Origin of the sequence: Leptothoe sp. EHU-05/26/07-4 (assembly GCF_043421015.1) — a bacterium.
Lineage (GTDB): Bacteria > Cyanobacteriota > Cyanobacteriia > Phormidesmidales > Phormidesmidaceae > Leptothoe > Leptothoe turfae.
On record NZ_JAXSQV010000002.1, the window covers coordinates 1,035,320 to 1,053,582 of the forward strand.

12 protein-coding genes are annotated in these 18,263 nt (G+C 47.0%); 8 read left to right on the forward strand and 4 right to left on the reverse strand.

Going from position 1 to position 18,263, the window contains the following annotated elements; translation table 11 throughout:
- The first annotated feature begins 131 nt into the window (after positions 1–131).
- Positions 132–2,312 (forward strand): ATP-binding protein, encoded by a 2,181-nt coding sequence (locus U2F10_RS06225; RefSeq protein ID WP_499871331.1) that lies wholly within the window; start codon positions 132–134, stop codon positions 2,310–2,312.
- Positions 2,313–2,364: 52 nt separating this feature from the next.
- On the opposite strand, the gene U2F10_RS06230 is transcribed toward U2F10_RS06225, so the two are convergent.
- Entirely contained in the window at positions 2,365–3,951 is a 1,587-nt protein-coding gene (locus U2F10_RS06230) for a glucose-6-phosphate isomerase (RefSeq protein WP_163702561.1), read from the reverse strand.
- A gap of 426 nt (positions 3,952–4,377) precedes the next feature.
- Here U2F10_RS06230 and ccsB point away from each other — a divergent pair, with 426 nt between their 5' ends.
- A complete protein-coding gene (gene ccsB / locus U2F10_RS06235; protein WP_163670705.1) occupies positions 4,378–5,373 on the forward strand; it encodes a c-type cytochrome biogenesis protein CcsB in 996 nt (331 codons plus the stop codon).
- Positions 5,374–5,461: 88 nt separating this feature from the next.
- On the opposite strand, the gene U2F10_RS06240 is transcribed toward ccsB, so the two are convergent.
- A complete protein-coding gene (locus tag U2F10_RS06240) occupies positions 5,462–6,115 on the reverse strand; it encodes an SDR family oxidoreductase (RefSeq protein ID WP_499871610.1) in 654 nt (217 codons plus the stop codon).
- A gap of 549 nt (positions 6,116–6,664) precedes the next feature.
- On the opposite strand from U2F10_RS06240, the gene U2F10_RS06245 reads away from it, so the two are divergent.
- Positions 6,665–7,273, forward strand: a complete 609-nt coding sequence (locus U2F10_RS06245) for a DUF1997 domain-containing protein (RefSeq protein WP_250565196.1) — start codon at positions 6,665–6,667, stop codon at positions 7,271–7,273.
- Here U2F10_RS06245 and U2F10_RS06250 read toward each other — a convergent pair.
- Positions 7,270–8,085 carry a DUF362 domain-containing protein gene (locus U2F10_RS06250; protein ID WP_499871333.1) on the reverse strand — a complete coding sequence of 272 codons (816 nt, stop codon included), beginning with the start codon at positions 8,083–8,085 and terminating at the stop codon, positions 7,270–7,272. The genes U2F10_RS06245 and U2F10_RS06250 overlap by 4 nt on opposite strands.
- Between U2F10_RS06250 and folP the strand changes: the two genes are divergently transcribed.
- Both folP and U2F10_RS06260 read left to right on the forward strand, forming a co-directional pair.
- Positions 8,084–9,199, forward strand: coding sequence for a dihydropteroate synthase (folP, locus tag U2F10_RS06255; RefSeq protein ID WP_163670707.1), 1,116 nt, complete (start codon positions 8,084–8,086; stop codon positions 9,197–9,199). The two genes, U2F10_RS06250 and folP, sit on opposite strands and share 2 nt — an antisense overlap.
- A 400-nt stretch (positions 9,200–9,599) precedes the next feature.
- Positions 9,600–11,588, forward strand: a complete 1,989-nt coding sequence (locus tag U2F10_RS06260; protein WP_499871335.1) for a ShlB/FhaC/HecB family hemolysin secretion/activation protein — start codon at positions 9,600–9,602, stop codon at positions 11,586–11,588.
- Between the two features lie 185 nt (positions 11,589–11,773).
- On the opposite strand, the gene U2F10_RS06265 is transcribed toward U2F10_RS06260, so the two are convergent.
- A complete protein-coding gene (locus U2F10_RS06265) occupies positions 11,774–13,462 on the reverse strand; it encodes an EAL domain-containing response regulator (protein WP_499871337.1) in 1,689 nt (562 codons plus the stop codon).
- A 525-nt stretch (positions 13,463–13,987) separates the two neighbouring features.
- On the opposite strand from U2F10_RS06265, the gene U2F10_RS06270 reads away from it, so the two are divergent.
- The 3 genes from U2F10_RS06270 to U2F10_RS06280 all read left to right on the forward strand — a co-directional run bounded on the left by U2F10_RS06270 (position 13,988) and on the right by U2F10_RS06280 (position 18,208).
- Positions 13,988–15,190 carry a glycosyltransferase family 4 protein gene (locus U2F10_RS06270; protein WP_499871339.1) on the forward strand — a complete coding sequence of 401 codons (1,203 nt, stop codon included), beginning with the start codon at positions 13,988–13,990 and terminating at the stop codon, positions 15,188–15,190.
- Positions 15,191–15,519: 329 nt separating this feature from the next.
- The gene (locus U2F10_RS06275) at positions 15,520–16,713 is read left to right on the forward strand and encodes an SLBB domain-containing protein (RefSeq protein WP_499871340.1); all 1,194 of its coding nucleotides are present in this window, start codon (positions 15,520–15,522) and stop codon (positions 16,711–16,713) included.
- 76 nt (positions 16,714–16,789) lie between these two features.
- Positions 16,790–18,208, forward strand: coding sequence for a GumC family protein (locus U2F10_RS06280; RefSeq protein WP_163670713.1), 1,419 nt, complete (start codon positions 16,790–16,792; stop codon positions 18,206–18,208).
- The last annotated feature ends 55 nt before the right edge of the window (positions 18,209–18,263 follow it).

Here is an 18,263-nt window from a genome sequence, read left to right on the forward strand (position 1 = left end):
GTCTAACCATCTATCATATAAATTCCCCATAGGGACAAAGCATTGCCCCAGGGATTAAAGCAGGGAAACTTACCGATAGATCAAGGGTGCATCCAGTCAGTTGATACGGTTTGGTTGGATCAGTACAACCCATGCCATCTTTCAAACGTTACAGTTATTTTTTAACCGGAACATTTTTAATTGTTCTGCTTATTTCCCTAAGTTTTTTAGGGTTACAGTGGCATGCTGTCTATACCCATGAGCAGATTGTCATTCAAAATAAGTTCTTTGAAAATGCCGTTCACCTGGACGGCATTGTTAAATCGGTTACTAATCAATTGCATATTCTGCAAGTAACCGCCGAAGAGGATCTCAAATTGTCCATTAAAGATCCAACCACGTCACCTCTTCGCAAACAGGTGATCCAGACAAGAGACTCCCGCTACAAATTATTTCCGCAAATCGGTGAATCCCGGGATACCTTCGGCAATATACAAGGAATAGGGGCGCTGTCCCATCAGTCTAATGAGTTTGAACGTGAGTTCAACATGACGCTGCGGCTGATGCCGATCTTTCGAGGCATCAAGGAAAATTTTCAGGAAGTGACCTGGGTTTATTACATCTCAGCCCAGGGGTTTATCAATCTGTATCCCTATAGTGAAGAGATTGAATTTGATCAGGCCATGTTAAAAATGGCATTTTTTGCCCAAGGGCTGCCTGACCATAATCCCCAACGACAAACATCATGGACAGATGCCTACCTTGATTTAGCAGGACAAGGGATGATGGTCACCGCTAATGCACCGATTTACGAGCAAGATCGGTTTCGTGGCACAGTTGCCATTGACATCACCCTTGAGCGTCTTAATCAGGCCATTCAAAATTTTGATTATGCCAAAGGAACACTATTGATTTCAGGGGCTAATCAACAGTTATTGGCCTATCCTGGCCTGAAAACCACCAGTGCTTCCGAAATTCAGACCCTTGATACGGTCTTACCGGACGCTCTCAAAGCTGAAACAAATTTGATTTTATCTAGCCCTAATAATCACGTGCAGGCTATTGGGTCGTTTTTAGTGATTCACCGCAGGATAGCCGATACTCCCTGGGATTTAATTTTCTTTATCCCAAAAAGCGCTATTTACTATGCAGCCGTGACCAATGGTCTCCTAGCATCCATGATTCCACTTATTGGTCTAGGGCTCTGTTTATGGGCAACGAGTCGCATCTTAACCGATAGCTTTATTCAACCCGCCTGCCAGCTAGTAGATCATATTGAGCATGAAAAACAGGCGATCTCGACAGATCTTCCTGACACCCTGCCCGATATTTGGGTGCCTTGGTTTAAAACTATCTCCCGTGCCTTTAGAGAAAATCGAAACCTGTTAGGAGCACTCGAAGTCCAGCTAGACAATTTAAAGAAAACCCAGCTTCAGCTGGTACAAAGTGAAAAAATGTCCGCACTAGGGAACTTAGTCGCAGGTGTGGCGCATGAAATCAATAATCCCCTCGGCTTTGTAAGAGGAAATGTGGCTGAGTTACAACTATCCCTCAAGGATATTACTGCCTATATCCAGCTATGGGAACGAACGTTTCCATCCCCGGGAGAAGAGCTCAGAACCGCCCGTGAGCAGCTGGATATTGAGTTTTTGTTAGAAGACTTGCCCCATATGCTGGCTTCGATGAATGCGGGGTGCGATCGCATTCGCAATATCAGCAATAGTCTGCGATTATTTGCCCGCGCTGACCATGACCAAAAACTCAAGGCCAATGTCCACGAAGGCATTGACAGTACCCTACTGATTTTGAAATATCGACTCCAAGCCAACCAGTACCGTCCTGAAATCCAAATTATCCGTGACTATGCCCAACTACCAGACATCATGTGTTTTCCAGGGCAACTGAGTCAGGTGTTTATGAATATCTTGGCCAATGCCATTGATATGTTCGATGAACTCGCCGAAGAAACATCATTTACCGAGCTAGAGACCACACCTCAACAGATCACCATCTCCACCCAACTCACCCCCTTGCGGCAGGTGGAAATTCGCATTCGGGATAATGGCAAAGGAATTCCCACGGATCTATGGGCCAAAATTTTTGACCGTAAGTTTACAACTAAGACCGTCGGCAAAGGTACAGGATTAGGGCTGGCGATCGCCCACCAAGTTGTCACCGAAAAACATGGTGGTCGCCTGGACGTGTATTCTCAGCTAGATCAAGGCACCGAATTTTCAATCCTGTTACCGATTGAAACCAGCGACAGGTCAACGGATGACCAGACCGATGAGCCCAAGCAAGTCAGCATAAGCACGGCCAGCACAGGTCATTAACCGCTGCCGCTGGCCATGCCTCAAACGGATAGCTCACCCAAATTAGAGCTCGCTAGCGAGCCATCACCCGCATCGTGCCAGGATTGCCCGCATTGCCATCAATGGCCACCATGCGACCATTGGCATCCAGATGTCTGATAATTTTATAGATATCCTCAATGGCATCTGGGCGGCCCACCTTATCAGCCACCTCAGCCAGGGTCAGAGAACCGCCGGTTTTACTCAGCACGTCCACCACCATGTTCTGTAGATTGAGAATACTAGCCGCCGCTTTTTTACCCGCTTCTACACCTGGCTGATGATAGGCATTGATATTGACCACTGCGGCATACAAACTCACGGCCCGCTCATATAGGGCAATCAGCGAACCCACAATCACAGGTGTCACCTCAGGAATGGTGATTGTAATGGACTGACGCTTATTTTCAAACAAGGCTTTGCGAGTCCCTTGCAAAAAGCCTGAGAGATAATCACCAGCGGTCACACCTGGGTCAATTTCCGTCGAACTCCCCTCGCGATCCGTCAGCACCTCAATCAGCGTCACGAAGAAATTATTCACCCCTTCCCGCAGCTGCTGCACATAGGCGTGCTGGTCAGTGGAGCCCTTATTGCCATAGACCGCAATCCCCTGGAACACCTTATTGCCGTCTAGATCTGTTTCCTTACCCAAGGATTCCATAATCAGCTGCTGTAGATAGCGGCTGAACAGCAGCAGGCTGTCCTTGTAGGGCAAAATCACCATATCTTTCTCACCCTTACCATTACCTGCGTGGTACCAGGCCAGAGCCATCAATGCGGCTGGGTTGCTTTTGAGATCAGGGATTCGCGTTGCCGCATCCATCTGTTTAGCACCCGCCAGAATGGCACGAATATCGATGCCCTGGAGCGCAGCCGGTAGCAGCCCCACTGACGATAGCTCCGAGGTCCGTCCGCCCACCCAATCCTGCATCGGGAAAGTGGCTAACCAATTGTCAGCCTGAGCAACTTTATCGAGCTTGCTGCCCCGACCAGTGGTGGCTATTGCATACTTCGAAAAGTCCAGCCCCCGCCGTTCATAGGCGGCCTTGACTTCTAACATGCCATTGCGGGTTTCTGGGGTGCCGCCAGATTTAGAAATGACAAGCACCAGGGTGGTTTTTAGCCGATCCCCTAACCTGGCCAGGGTCTTATCGATACCCGCTGGATCGGTATTATCAATGAAATTAATTTGCAACGGCGGATTGACTGCCCCCAGGGCCTCAGCCACAAATTCTGGCCCCAAGGCTGAGCCGCCAATACCGATGGACAGGATATCGGTAAAGCGCTCTTCACCCGGCGGCGTAATCGTTGCCGTATGAATTTGCTGAGTAAAATTTTCTATATCGCGCAGGGTATTAACTATTTCGCTACGCAGGTCTTCATTCGGAGCAAGATCGGGATCCCGTAGCCAGTAGTGACCCACCATCCGATTTTCGTCGGGGTTTGCGATCGCACCCTTTTCCAATGCATCTATCGCTTCAAACGCCTTTGCAAACCGAGGTGTCATCTCAGCTACAAAGGCATCATCAAACGTTACACGACTGACATCCAAGTAAAATCCTAGCTCCTCGTTGTAATAAAGCCAGTCTTGATATCGTTGCCACAACGCAGTCGCATCCATAGTTACCTCTCGAGGGCTGCTAATTTTTTGTCACTAAACTATATTCACATCCAGCGTTGACAGTTTTCGTAGTAGAAAACTCAGAGTTTATGCCTTGAATGTGTTTGGGGCATAGGGCAAAAATCCTGAGTCACCTGGACATTTACATCTGCCAGAGCCGACTGAAACGCATTGTATAAGGGATGCGTCTGAATCTAACCCACAGAACCTATGCCATCTATGCCATCCATGTACCGACTGCCAGTGTAGTGAGCATTTATCCGGAAGACCCCAAAATTCTTGAAGGATTTCACGATTCGTCGAGGAGCTCGTCAAACAGACAACCGCTAAGGGTTCTCTGGCTCCTCATTTCTCTAGTAAAATTGTAATGGCCGTCACACAAGCGGCCAGTACACATCAAATCGCAGGGCTTCACATTACTTCCTAATGGATTTAGTTACCCTTCAAGGACTGCTTGACAACGCTTCTTTTGCCGTCCTATTTCTGACGATGCTCCTCTACTGGAGCAGCCTTGCCTTTCCTGGAATTAACTGGCTTAAAATCCTGGGCACCACTGGCATGGCCATTGCCAATCTCTGCATTGCCGCTTTATTGGTAGCCCGATGGATTGAAGGCGGTTATTTTCCCCTTAGTAATCTCTACGAGTCTCTTTTCTTTATTGCCTGGGGGATTACGGCCATCCATTTTGTTGCGGAGCGCATGGGTAATAGCCTTTGGGTCGGTGCTATGACCGCACCGGCTGCCATGGGGATCACTGCATTTGCCACCATTTCTCTCCCCAGCAACATGCAGGTCTCAGAGCCTCTGGTACCTGCCCTCAAGTCCAACTGGCTGATGATGCATGTCAGTGTCATGCTACTGAGCTATGCGGCCTTAATGGTCGGGTCACTGGTTGCGATCGCATTCCTTGTTATCACCCGTGGCCAGGCGGTTGAACTGAAAGGGAGCTCTGTGGGCACAGGGGGATTTCGCGATCGTAAATACATCCTCAACCGGGCTGCAGAACAGAAAGCCAAGGAAGCTGCGATGGCTACCGCTAGTGCAGGCGGCGGTACTGCCGTGCTAGAAAAACCAGCAAAGACGGCCCTGTCCATACAGCGTCTCACCCTGGCAGATACTCTAGACAACATTAGCTATCGCATTATTGGTCTTGGGTTTCCCCTGCTCACCATTGGCATCATCTCCGGCGGTGTCTGGGCCAATGAAGCCTGGGGTTCTTACTGGAGCTGGGATCCCAAGGAAACTTGGGCCCTAATTACCTGGCTAGTGTTTGCGGCATACCTGCACTCACGCATCACCAAAGGTTGGCAAGGCCGTAAGCCTGCATTTATTGCGGCATCTGGTTTTGTGGTGGTTTGGGTATGCTATCTAGGCGTGAATTTGCTGGGTAAAGGTCTACACAGCTACGGTTGGTTTTTCTAGTGTAGGACCGGTGAATAGTTGACCCTGGAGGGGGGAATTGCCCCCTCCAATTTTTTACACAAAAATTGGGACGCCATCCCATTGGTGATTATCGGACCCCGGCAAACAACGCTCCAAATGGCTGCGCCTGCGCCTCAGAATTCATCACAATCTCGACAATCTTATTCTCAGATTCTGGTTCGCTCAGAGCGGCAATACACACCTGCGCTACCTTTTCTCGGGCGATCCCACCCTCAAACAGGGTATCTGCCGACGCCATTAAAATCGGGTCTCCACTATCCTCATTACGCAGTCCCCCAGGCCGCACAATTGTGTAGGTCAAGCCACTATTGGCAATATAATTCTCCGCCTGCTTTTTCCAATAAAGCACTAGCCAAAATAGGTTAAGCGGATGAAAGAACTTAGATACACAGAGTGAAGAAACAATCACAAAGCGCTTGACATCGGCTAATTTAGCTGCATCAACCAGATTTTTAGTGCCTACAAAATCCACCTGGTAGGGGCCGGTCATATCAAAACTTGGGGCAGCCCCCGTTGCGCAGATAATGGCATCGCAACCTGCGATCGCAACAGCCAACGTTTCAGGCTTAAGCACGTCCCCGACAACGACTTCCACAGCCTCTGAAAAATCAGCCTTGGAACGATCTCGCACCATTGCCTTCACAGTCACATCTGAACCACTCAGTTGATTCGTAATTCGTCGCCCAGTTTGTCCCGTCGCTCCAACAACCAATACTTTCATTTTCATACCTGTAGTTACGCCCCAACCCCTCTCAACGTAGCAAACTGTAACGTTGGCTGCACCTTAGATACCTCAGCTCTGTTATTACTGACAAAGCCCTGCGAACACCTTGGAACATTAAGCAATTCACACCAGACTCACACTTGATGTTCGTATCTTTGAATTTCATTAAGCCTCTATCGAAAAAATTGTGGTCCTAAAAAAATCGACTAAACTTAACGAATAACAATAAAGTTTAAATGGGGGAGCTATGGCTGATAACAGCAGGGTTTGCCCGTAAGTCCATATCCGTGGTTTAACGATGGTTACTTATTTTTTTAACTCAGTAACCTGGGGGTATAACGGTAAATCAATTATCCCGATAATTGATCCCTGTACTTGCCCACCATGGAAATAGCCAAAAGCTATCGCTAAGCTATCCATTAGCAAGCACCCAGCGCATCTTGACAGTTTACCGATAGATTGTTTAGAACTTTAAATTTTATGCACGTGTCTTCTACGCAGCATTCTCACTCAGGAGTTTCTGGCACTTCGCAGACGTCACCTAGTATGGTTTCAAATGACCAAACGTTGAACAGCAGTAATAATTTGGGTGTATCCGACACGATCATTTTTGAAGGCTATTACGTTGGCAATATGGAGATGTATGCCGACGTCGATACCGTAGCCAGCTATCTAGACTCCCACCAGGGTTGGTTTACCCGATGTGCTGAGCCGATGGATGTTAAGCCCATCGGCCATAATGGATACGCCATTTCCCTGGGTCGCTTTGGCAGCCTCAATTTTCAGATCCAGCCAAAAATTGGCCTGCATCTACTACCTCAAAATCGTGGCGTATATAAAATTGAGACAATCCCCGTACCTGGTCATAAACCTGAAGGATACGATGTAGACTTCAGTGCTGCCATGTCCCTGGAAGAAAAGCAAAACAAGAAACTGCCCAAGGGACAAGCCACCCACGTGGAATGGGAACTTAATCTGCAAACTAAGGTGCAGATGCCCAAATTTATTCAGGCATTACCCCAATCCCTGGTGAAGGCCTCCGGTGACAAGTTACTGAACCAAATTGTGCGGCAGATTTCTAAACGCCTTACCCACAAAGTTCAAGAAGACTTCCACACAATGATGAATCTACCTTTACCTGGGCGTAAGGGTTAATCCTCAAGTGTTTGCCTTAATGCCTCGATAGGTGCCAAATAATTCGCCTCAGGCTCTTGGGCTAGCTGACAGGCCTGGCGATCTATAGCCAGTAGATCATTACCCCATACTACCTGTCCAACTACAAACCCTTGCCCCACATCGGGTCGCCAATCTTGGCTGATAAACTTTTGGCTACAGTCGGCCACGCCACCATCGAACAGATGACCGATAGTGCCATAAATATCTTGCAAAATCTGCGGTACTGAAGGTCTATGGAGTTGGCCTCTAGAATGAGCACTGCGGGCTTTGTACTTAGCCCTTGGGAATAAACCATATAGGTTTTTTAAGGTAGCCGATACTAACGGACTTTCTTTCAGGCTAGTCACTTTGAAAGCACTGACAGAAATACGACAGTCCACTTCCTTCAGCAGCTTGGGTGCCCATAGCTCTGAATAACGTACAGGCTGAGGGGAACGGTTGCGATAGGCAACACAGGGCAATGTATCGGCATCAAGTACCGCCATACCATCATCCAAAATGTCGTAGAGGCCATTTTGATTAGCAATTTCTGCTAAAGAGAATTTGGAGCAAACACCCTCTACCACCAAAATCTCAGCTTGAGGGCTGGCCTGGCGAAGTCCCTGCAGCACTTTTGATAAAACCGACATACCAACCGTTACCGGTGGTCCCTTGGGATACCCCAAATTCGGCTTTACTAAAATTCTCGTTGCCCCTTGAGCCGTTACTGGCGGAGTATAAATAAAGTCTGCCACTTTAGCGGTATGAGTAGCAGTGTCAATTTTCTTCGTCTGAGTAGTCTGAGCAGCCATGGCCTTTACGGTAGTAACCCGCGGTTTTAAACAGGAATTTGAACGGTGGACCGACGCACTTGAAACTGCCAACGGTCTGAAACCGCAGCTTAAAAGCTGGTTTGTCGATATTCGTATCTTCGACGGTAAAGACCTGGTGTGGATGTACAGCAAGTTACGTGCTCACCCAGAGTACATTGGCCCTGGCACCTATGATCGACTGGCACGATTATTTATGGCCGAAGGTCAACAGAAGGTGGCTAGCCGCCAAGCCTGGACTATTCGGGGGCATCAGTTTAACTGGGGTGAACGCACCTATCTGATGGGGGTAATTAATATCACCCCTGATAGCTTTAGCGATGGTGGCCAGTTTAACTCCGTGGAAACAGCACTCAAACAGGCAGAGGCGTTGTTAGCAGCCAATATTGACATTTTAGATCTGGGCGGCCAGTCGACTCGACCAGGAGCAGAGCAGATTTCCCTGGGTGAGGAACTGAACCGGGTGATACCCGTGATTGAGGCCATTCGCCAGGCTGACAATGCAGACCTCAATCAAGCCGTGATTTCGGTGGATACCACCCGAGCCACGGTGGCTCGGGCAGCGGTTGAAGCTGGTGCAGATATTATTAACGATATTTCGGGAGCTACCTATGAACCCGATATGCTCAAAGTTGCTGCTGAAAAAGAGGTGCCTATAATTTTGATGCATCTACGAGGTACGCCGGAAACGATGCAGCAAATGACAGACTATGGCGACCTGATGGGTGAAATTTCCAAGTTTCTACGGGAGCAAATTGAGCAGGCTTTAGCCGTCGGCGTTCCTATACAAAATATTTGTATTGATCCCGGTATTGGATTTGCAAAAAGCTATCCTCAAAACCTGGAAATTTTACGTAAGCTGCCAGACCTCGTGGAGCTGGGCTGTCCAATTTTAGTTGGTGCCTCTCGCAAGAGCTTTATCGGTTGGATTTTGGATCAACCTGATCCCAAACAGCGGGAATGGGGCACTGCTGCAGCTTGTACAGCAGCTATTGGGGGAGGAGCTGATATCCTACGCGTTCACAATGGGGCAGCTATGGCGGATGTTGCCCGGGTTGCCGATGCTATCTGGAGACAGACTGAGTCAACAGACTGAGTTCTAGCAACATTAACGAGTTAGTTGACTGCTTCATCAATGTGACGCTATCTGTCACCTTTAGGCAGGGAGCAAGTCTTTCAGAGCGGTGCCCCCTGAAATCAGCAATGGTGAATATTCCAGGCATAAATTTTGATTAGTTGGGCACTCTAATTAACGGATGCTGATGCTCAGCCTGTTAAAAGTTACCGGAAATCTGCGTAAATCCCGGTAGGGAATAGGTTGTAAGGAGTTACCAATAGTAACTAGGTCTGGCTAGTCCTAGGCATAGTATTGGTCCTTTGCAATTAACGTCTTTGGTTGTGATACAGTCAGCACGGAAAATCGGGTTTGTAATAGGCGTCCTTAAGCCAGGCAACCGATGGCAGTGTAACCCTGTGGTGGAGATAAGAGGAGACCCATGCAACAGAAACTAACAACGATTTTGTTGTTGAGTACCGTCATCGGCATTAGTGCAGGTACTTCTGCAGAGGCAAGTGGTTCTCTACTGACAGATCTGTCAAGACAAGAATTACCAACATCCAAATTATTAGATAGACATTTAACTACAGAGGTTAAGCTAGTTGAAGATGCTTCCGCCACAGGTGATCGGGTAATCGATGACAATTCCGCGTCTATTGAGGCTCCTTCCCCTAAAAGTGATTGGGTAGGCAATGCCCATGCCCCATCTGTTGTCACGTCTCCTAAAGCATTTGATGCGACGGAAGCCATACCGTTACCTGAACCCATGGTTCCTGAAGAGATTGGTGGACTATACCTGCGGCAGTCAGGCGTTATGGTCAGTCAACAAGTGCCTGCTACGCCACCCCCAGCAGATAGTTTGCCAGAGCCACTACCAGAAGCCGAGCCAGAAATAGAAGATCCAGATCCCGTATTACCAACAACACCTGTACCTCCTCCTGAGTCGGCTGAGCCACCTCCAGAAACAGGCCCTACAGTTACGGTTCAGCGGTTTGAAGTGCTGGATAGTACTGTGTTTGATGAATCAGACTTCGATACTGTTCTGTCATCTTTTGTGGGTCGGGCACTAGGAATCGATGAACTACGGCAAGCTGCAGATTCCATCACTCAGCTTTATCTCAATGAGGGATACATTACCTCGCGAGCTGTTCTGCCTAACCAGCCGATTACGGATGGCGTTGTCAAATTACAAATTATTGAAGGTAGCTTAGAGGAGATTCGCATAGAAGAAGCCGATCGACTAGCTAACTATGTGCGATCGCGAATTAACCTAGGGGCCAAAACCCCTCTAAACCAGTTTGATCTAGAAGATCAGCTGCGACTGCTACGGGCCGATCCCCTCATTGACAACATTGAGGCCAGTCTCCGAGCAGGCACAGGTTTGGGGCAAAGTATTCTGGTGGTGCGCATCGATGAAGCCGAGCAGCTTGAAGCCCATCTCACCCTAGACACTGATTCACCCGTGAGTGTTGGTGTGGTTCGTATGGGCGCTAATGTTACCTATCGCAACCCCCTGGGTATTGGTGACCAAATACGGGCAGCTGCCTATCGGGCTACCACAGGGGGATCCCACCTATATGAACTGAGCTATAGCGCCCCCATCAATCCCATGAACGGGACAATTTCGGCGCGTTTTTTGCCCAGTGAGTTTGAGATTATCTCTCCCCAGGAACTAGCCTCATTTGACATTGAAGGCGATGCACAAGTTTACGAGCTAACCTATCGTCAGCCCCTGGTGCGCAATCCTCGCGAGGAATTTGCCCTTTCCCTGGGGTTTCGTCACCGGGATGGCGACACCCGCATTGCATCAACAGATTTCTCTAGCAACAGTGCCAGTGTCATCCAGTTTGGTCAAGATTATTTGCGTCGAGATCCCCAAGGAGCATGGGCGTTGCGATCCCAGTTTAGTCTGGGCGTTGATTGGCTAGATGCAACAAATTTGTCATCGCCCCAAGCAGACAGTCAGTTTGTGGGCTGGCTGGGCCAGGTGCAACGGGCCCAGGTTCTCAACCCAGATCATTTGTTGATTATTCAAGGTGATGTTCAGCTAGCATCAGATACCCTACTGGGGTCAGAACAGTTTGTCATTGGGGGTCGCCAATCGGTACGGGGCTATAGTCAGAACGCCCGATTTGGCGATAATGGTGTTCGTCTCTCAGTTGAAGATCGAATCACGATCCAGCGTGATGAATCAGGAGCACCGATCATGTTGCTCAGTCCGTTTATAGATATGGCAGCTGTTTGGAATACTGAATCTGGCACCACCGTTAACGATGATCGTTTTCTTCTCGGTACCGGTGTAGGCTTCACCTATCGCCCAGTTGAGAAATTAAATCTACGTCTGGATTTGGGTGTGCCATTGGTAGATATTGATGACAGCGCTCCTCAAGATGTATTCCTATATTTAGATTTTGATCTTGAGCTTTAGAGGGATATCAACTTAGGCTGGGAAAGCTAGCCCAGGTCAGGAGTCAGAAGTCAGGAGAAATAATCAAACGAGTATGACTGAAACCGTATAAGGTGCTTGCACTTAAATAATTACCCCATTACCCCATCACTCATCCCCCCATCCACAGCCCCAACCTGGGTCTTTATTTTTGTGCAGTCCCCTAACTATATCGGTCTCACTGATTGAGCAGCGTACCTTTTAGAGGATCCCAGCAAGAGTTTTTCAAAATCTTTGGCTGAGAGAGCGGGGCTAAAGAGATATCCTTGCATACTGTGACATTTAAGTTGCTTAAGGATTGATAGCTCCCTAGCTGTTTCTACACCACCAGCAATGGTAGAAATATTTAGCCCTCGAGCCATTTCCATAATAGCTCTGACAATTACTTGATTACTTCTATTATTGTGCAAGTCACGAACAAAACACTTATCTAACTTGAGAATGTTCACCGGTAAAGATTGTAAGTAGCCAAGGGAGCCAAAACTAAAATCATCAATGGCTATACTAAACCCCCTACTTTGGAGGTCAGCCAACAATAACTTAGCCCGACCAAAGTCTTCCATAATTAGTCGTTCAGGCAATTCCAAATCCACCATAACAGGATTGACCTTTACAGCCTCTACTAAGGTCATCAACCGATCTATAAACTGGGAACTGCGCAATTGATGAGCCGATAGATTAACAGCAATGCTAATGCCGGATAACTGTATTCTTTGCCAATGGGCCAGTTGCTGCAGTGCCGTTTCCAAGATCCACTCACCAAGAGGTAACATTAGCCCATGTTCTTCCGCAACTGGGATGAACTGAACTGGCAATACAGGTGGCTCGCCTGGCACAATCCAACGCACCAAGGCTTCTGCCCCAATAATCTGACCACTGCTTAACTCAACTTGAGGCTGAAAATAAAGCTTTAACTCATTCCGTTGCATCGCCCATTTCAGCCGCTCTGCCAACGATGGCTGGCTAGCCGATGGGCTAACTTGATTAAGTGTTGTTTTTAGCGCCTTAAGTGTGGTGGATTCAGGGCTTTGGACAACCTCAATGTGAATGTCTGGAATCAGACGGTGATTATTGATCACCATTGGTTGTTGTAAATCAGATTTTAGCTGGGCAATAGTTGCCTCATAACTGGTCTCCTCAGGCGTATTCAATGCTCTTAAAAAGACAATAAATCGATTTGCTCCCACATAAGCTAGGGTACTGATCGAGATCGTTGGGTGGTTCCAACACTCTCGCCATTGGTGTAGTTGTTGCCCAATTGTTTCAAGAAAAAGCTTCCCAAAGACATGGCCATAGCCAGTTTGCAACACATCATAGTTATCAACTCGAATCACCCATAAACTCGACCAAGGTGACTGTCGAACCACGTCCAACTGTTTTGCTAAATCGGACCACTTAATGGCAGAGGTAAATCTGCAGGATGCATCAACAGATTTAGATTTTAAATACTTAGATAAATGCTCCCGCTTGTTAAGCTGTGCCCGCACCGCACGCAAAAAGCTTTGTAAGTCAATGGGCTTTGTCAGGTAATCATCAGCCCCATGCTCCATACTACGGCGGAATGTGTCGGAGACATCATGGCCAGTCAGCATAATGATGGGGATAGTGGCTGTGGTTGGATGCGATCGCAAACATGCCAACACCTCATATCCATCAATATCTGGTAACCCTATATCACAGACAATCAGCTGGGGTTGATGCAGCTGCGCCAGATGCAGACCATCCTGTCCTGTAGTTGCCCTGAAAGGAGTAAAGCCATTAAGACTAAGCAGATCACAAAATACCGTAGCTAGATCGGCATCATCATCAATCACCAAAATAGTTGTCATTACCGCAGATGTTTCAGGCATCACCATAGACTTAGGGTCATTTACACTCGATTAGCGTTTGCACCAACATTACCTATCGCCATCGATAGAGTACCCAGCCCTTACCCTTGGTGTCTTAAGTTCATCACCCCAGCTCATTTTCAACTTACTCGCACCATAGGTAATTTCTCTGAATCTCCCAAATCTCAAGCTACATATGATACAAACAAAGGCTAGGGATTTTCAGATAAGTTGAAATTAGCTTAAAGCTCACCAGTCCGACCGTTGCTCATCAACAGAACTGGACTGTAACAATCAAGAATCTGTAAAGACTGTGCAAAGATGCCCACACAGACAGGGAAGTAAAATTCTTGTTCGTAAGGGTTAAATATAAGTGAAATATAGGTGAAAATTGACTTTATACCCTCTCAATAACAGCAAAAAGCTAACCCCTTGATTGTGCCAACATTTACGATGAAGACCATCGAACGGTTGTTGGATGGTGTTAGAAAAATCACATTTAATAGCCAGGTCTATTATTAACGTCTTATACTCACCCTCTAGCTATCTTTTATGGATCTACAGCAATTGCGTTTACTTCTGGTGCAAAGTCATGAGCCCTATCAAGAGGGCATGGCGAATGGCACTTTGAATGCTGAGCAGCTAATTATGTTGGAAGGCTTAACCACCTGGGGATTTCAACTACAAGAAGTAGGAGTGTTGGGCTGTGTGTCAGACGCCCCCTATGATCAGGTCCTGAATACGGGTGTGCGCGTAATTGGCAATGGACCCGTTACAACTAATGAGACGATCTTTAAACGGCTGGCAGACTTCTGTCCCACCCATCTGATTGTTGATGTTCCCAATCCTGCAATTTTTCGTTGGGCCACCCGTCAGCACGTACGTTGTATCGGCATGTTTCGAGAAACGCTGACTGCACCAGGTTTTAAACAACAATGGAACAACTATCAACTCTCCAAAGTACTGAACCATAGTGGCATTGAATGGGTTGGGGGACTGGGGCTAGAAAGATGCAAGACTCTGGCACAAATAGGTGTGCGCCGTGACAAACTGATCCCCTGGAATTGGCCGCCATCTAACCGAGCTGAAACGTTTGAACCTAAACAGTTGAGATCGCGTCCCGATCCCCTACAGCTAATTTATGTAGGCCCTCTTTTCTCCACTAAAGGCATTGGCGATTTACTGATTTCTACGGCACAGCTCAAGGCTCAAGGCTGGAACATTCATCTCAAGCTAGTAGGACAGGGCAATATTAACCGATTCAAAATTCAGGCAAAACGATTACAACTCAGTCACGTTGAATTTATTGAAGATATTCCGGACCACAGCCTCGTTCACCTGATTCATCAAGCTGATATTTTTGTGATGCCGAGTCGGCACGAATCTCCAGAAAACTCCAATACTATTCTCAATCACTGTTTACAGGCTCACACACCAATTGTGGCCTCTGACCATCCCATGTTTACCGGCAGTCTAAAACATAATGTCAATGCCATGATATTTCCGGCCGGTAACGCCCGTGCCATGTCTCAACGGATTGATTATCTACTCAATCACCCAGAAACCTACACCAAACTTTCTACAACTATCCAAACAACCTGGCAATCTTTACAGCTACCTGTCCACTGGATATCTCTATTAGAAAAATGGCTGAAAGAAACAAGTACAACACATCAGTGGTTTCAACAGCACTCACTGACAGCTCCCCTTTACCAGCAGCCCTCAACAGCACAGTTTATACATCCCCCTACGTGAAGTTTGACCATACCATTGACTGCGAGAAAACGACACCGTAATCACTAGGTTCAAATTCAGCAAAGGTATGGAGCTACAGACAACAATCAAAATAACCGTAAATTTACGAAACCTGATTGAATTACAAGCTTTAGGACAAATAGTCGGAACAGACACGGGCATGCTGTATCAGTAGGGTAAATACATAGAAATACTCGTCAGCTCTTTCTTACTCTAATCCAGTAAAACTAAAAGAAATTGAAACTTTCTCAGACGTAGGTCAGTCCTATACACCAGTCAACGCGAACTAGCCTGCAATTTTCACTTGCCTACACTTTCCTAAGACAGTCATGGAAATCGTTCAATTCCCGCACACTCATCCCCCATCCGGGCCTCGTTTGAACCTATCGTTACTTCCCTGTGGGCAAAAAGCTATTCAGCCAAAGATCTTTAGTCTTATAGGAGTATTATTTCTCAGTAGCTTTTCCATCAGTCTTGTAGCTTCCCCAAGCTTAGCCCAACTACCTGTATTAGAGCCTACAGGCAGCAGCACTAGCCAACAACGGCGGCTCAGTTCACCTCGTAACGAGTCAACCGTTGCCCTGGAAACTTACGCCCTAGGTCCTGGGGATCAAATCAGAATTGATATCCTATCCTCCAATGAACTGTTCAAAGAACCTATTGATCAAATTGTCTTATTGGATGGCTCAATCACCTTACCTTGGGTTGGTAAAGTTAGTGTCACGGGGCTGAATCCACTGCAAGCTGAGGAAACAGTCATCGCAGCCTACAGCGAGTACATCCGTAACCCACGCATAACATTCCAGTTACTACAGCCACGCCCGATCAGAGTAGGTATTGTGGGTGAAATCAAACGGCCCGGTGGTTACACGTTACAGGTCAACTCAGAAGCCGGTGAACAATCCGAGGCAAGTGAAAGTCGGACTCGTTTCTGGCCAAGTGTAACCCAAGCCATTAGTAATGCAGGTGGGATTACACGTTCTGCAGACGTGCGCTCTGTACAAATTAAGCGCGAAGGTGTCCCTGAGCTGATTCAGGTCAATCTCTGGGATTTAGTCGAAAGTGGGAACCTTCGCCAGGATGTTTTGCTACGAGATGGCGATCAAATCTTTATCCCCACTGCACAGGATATCAATAATGCAGAAGTGATTGCCTTAGCTAATACGACATTTGCCCCTGCAACTATCACAGTCAATGTTGTGGGTGAAGTCGCATCTCCAGGTAGTCTGGCCGTCGCTCCCGATACATTACTCAATCAGGCCATTCTGACAGCTGGGGGCTTCAATACGCGAGCGCGTTCCAGTCGCGTTGAACTGATTCGTCTTCACCCCAACGGCACTGTCTCCCAACAGAGAGTTGATATTAATCTTGCTCAGGATGTGAATGATCAGCAAAATCCTATTCTTCAGGACGGAGATACCATTGTTGTTGGTCGTTCAAGCCTTGCTGCCACTTCAGATACGGCTGGTCTGATCTTCTCACCCCTGACTAATTTACTTCTCGGGCTTTTTGGCATCCGATAATCAATCCTGATACTAATTTATCTCTTTACTTACTGTTTCTGTTTCATTAATCGTTTGGATGGCAGCCTAACTTACTATGAATTTCATTCGTAACGTTATTGACCTCAACCTGCAATATTTATTTGCAGCAACTCGCCGAGGTATTGTACCCGCAACGACAGCATTTGTCTTGACGGTTTTAGGGGCTGCCGCAGTCGCCAAACTACAAAAACCAACCTTCTTATCCGAAGGCAAACTTTTATTTAAGCCAGACCGAGCAGCCACCCTCACCGGGCTAGAAGAAGATGGTAGCCCTTTACAAACCATCAGTTACGGAACCCAATTGAATTCTGAGATTGAGATTATCACCTCAAAGCCACTGATCCAAAAAACCATCGATACACTACAGCTCAAAGATGATGAAGGCAAGCCCTTAAAAATTGAAGATCTTCTGGAAAATCTTCAGGTAAGCGTTGTATTCCAAACAGATGTACTGTCCTTTACGTACCTAGACGAGGATCCCGTAAAAGCAGCCGATATTGTCAATACCTTGATGGGGTCGTATCGTTCCCAAAAACTAGCAAGTACTCAAATAGACACCGAAAGTGCAGGGGACTTTTTAGACCGTCAGCTACCTGTCAGCGCTGAAAAAGTAAGGCAAGCAGAATATGAGCTACGAGTTTTCCGAGAAACCTATGACATCGTTGACCTCGCTGCAGAAGTAGAAATTTCAGTTGCCTTCCTAAATGATTTACGCCAGGAGGAATCTAGATTAAGGGTCAGCTTGAGGGCACTCCAGGGCGTCCAAGAAGCGCTAAGTAATGAACTTCGTCTCAGTGTGTCTGATGCCATTACGGCAAACGCCTTAAGCCAATCTAAGTCAGTCCAAGATATTTTGACGGACTTAAGCGCGGTTCGTCGAAAAATTGCAGTTCAGCAAGTAGAGTTTACTGAAGAAAGTCCCATTCTACTGGACCTGCGTGCTCAGGAAGCTTCCCTCGTCAACCTCTTAGATGACAAAGTCCAGGGGATAGCAGGGGGGCCTGTTCAAGAAGACTTACTTCAGATGGGAGCTACCCGAGAAAGGCTAGTTGAGGATTATGCTAAAAACAATATTCAACTTGTTTCTTTCGAGGAGAGCTTGAAGGCTGTCGAAAATAATAAACAGATATACCAGCAGCGCATAGATCTGTTTCCAGAGTTAGAACAACGTCAGCGAGATTTACAACGTAAATTAGAAGCAGCCCAAGAAACCTATCAGGAATTATTGAACCGAAGCCAAGAGCTACAGGTTAAAGAGAATCAGTTGACTAATTTCATTCAAATTATTGAACCCGCTGTTCCTCCTGAGAAACCGTCTTCTCAGGTGGCCATTAAGATCATTGCCATGGGAATTGTTGCTGGCTTTGCCCTGGCTTTGACCATTATTGTTGCCATTGACTTCTTTATCGTAGATGTTAAAGGAACTAATAAGGTTTATGATCCCGATGCCTATAACATTCCTTCAGGGCTCTAATAACAAGATATTGCTTGTTATTTTACATATTTTCTTAGAAAGACCATCTATCCAA

What these genes read in the sequence shown, in the direction of transcription:
- U2F10_RS06280 (WP_163670713.1), top strand. Translation starts at nt 16,790, where the DNA reads ATGAATTTCATTCGTAACGTTATTGACCTCAACCTGCAATATTTATTT.
- U2F10_RS06230 (WP_163702561.1), bottom strand. Translation starts at nt 3,951, where the DNA reads ATGGATGCGACTGCGTTGTGGCAACGATATCAAGACTGGCTTTATTAC.
- U2F10_RS06225 (WP_499871331.1), top strand. Translation starts at nt 132, where the DNA reads ATGCCATCTTTCAAACGTTACAGTTATTTTTTAACCGGAACATTTTTA.
- U2F10_RS06245 (WP_250565196.1), top strand. Translation starts at nt 6,665, where the DNA reads ATGGTTTCAAATGACCAAACGTTGAACAGCAGTAATAATTTGGGTGTA.
- ccsB (WP_163670705.1), top strand. Translation starts at nt 4,378, where the DNA reads ATGGATTTAGTTACCCTTCAAGGACTGCTTGACAACGCTTCTTTTGCC.
- folP (WP_163670707.1), top strand. Translation starts at nt 8,084, where the DNA reads ATGGCCTTTACGGTAGTAACCCGCGGTTTTAAACAGGAATTTGAACGG.
- U2F10_RS06250 (WP_499871333.1), bottom strand. Translation starts at nt 8,085, where the DNA reads ATGGCTGCTCAGACTACTCAGACGAAGAAAATTGACACTGCTACTCAT.
- U2F10_RS06270 (WP_499871339.1), top strand. Translation starts at nt 13,988, where the DNA reads ATGGATCTACAGCAATTGCGTTTACTTCTGGTGCAAAGTCATGAGCCC.
- U2F10_RS06265 (WP_499871337.1), bottom strand. Translation starts at nt 13,462, where the DNA reads ATGGTGATGCCTGAAACATCTGCGGTAATGACAACTATTTTGGTGATT.
- U2F10_RS06275 (WP_499871340.1), top strand. Translation starts at nt 15,520, where the DNA reads ATGGAAATCGTTCAATTCCCGCACACTCATCCCCCATCCGGGCCTCGT.
- U2F10_RS06240 (WP_499871610.1), bottom strand. Translation starts at nt 6,115, where the DNA reads ATGAAAGTATTGGTTGTTGGAGCGACGGGACAAACTGGGCGACGAATT.
- U2F10_RS06260 (WP_499871335.1), top strand. Translation starts at nt 9,600, where the DNA reads ATGCAACAGAAACTAACAACGATTTTGTTGTTGAGTACCGTCATCGGC.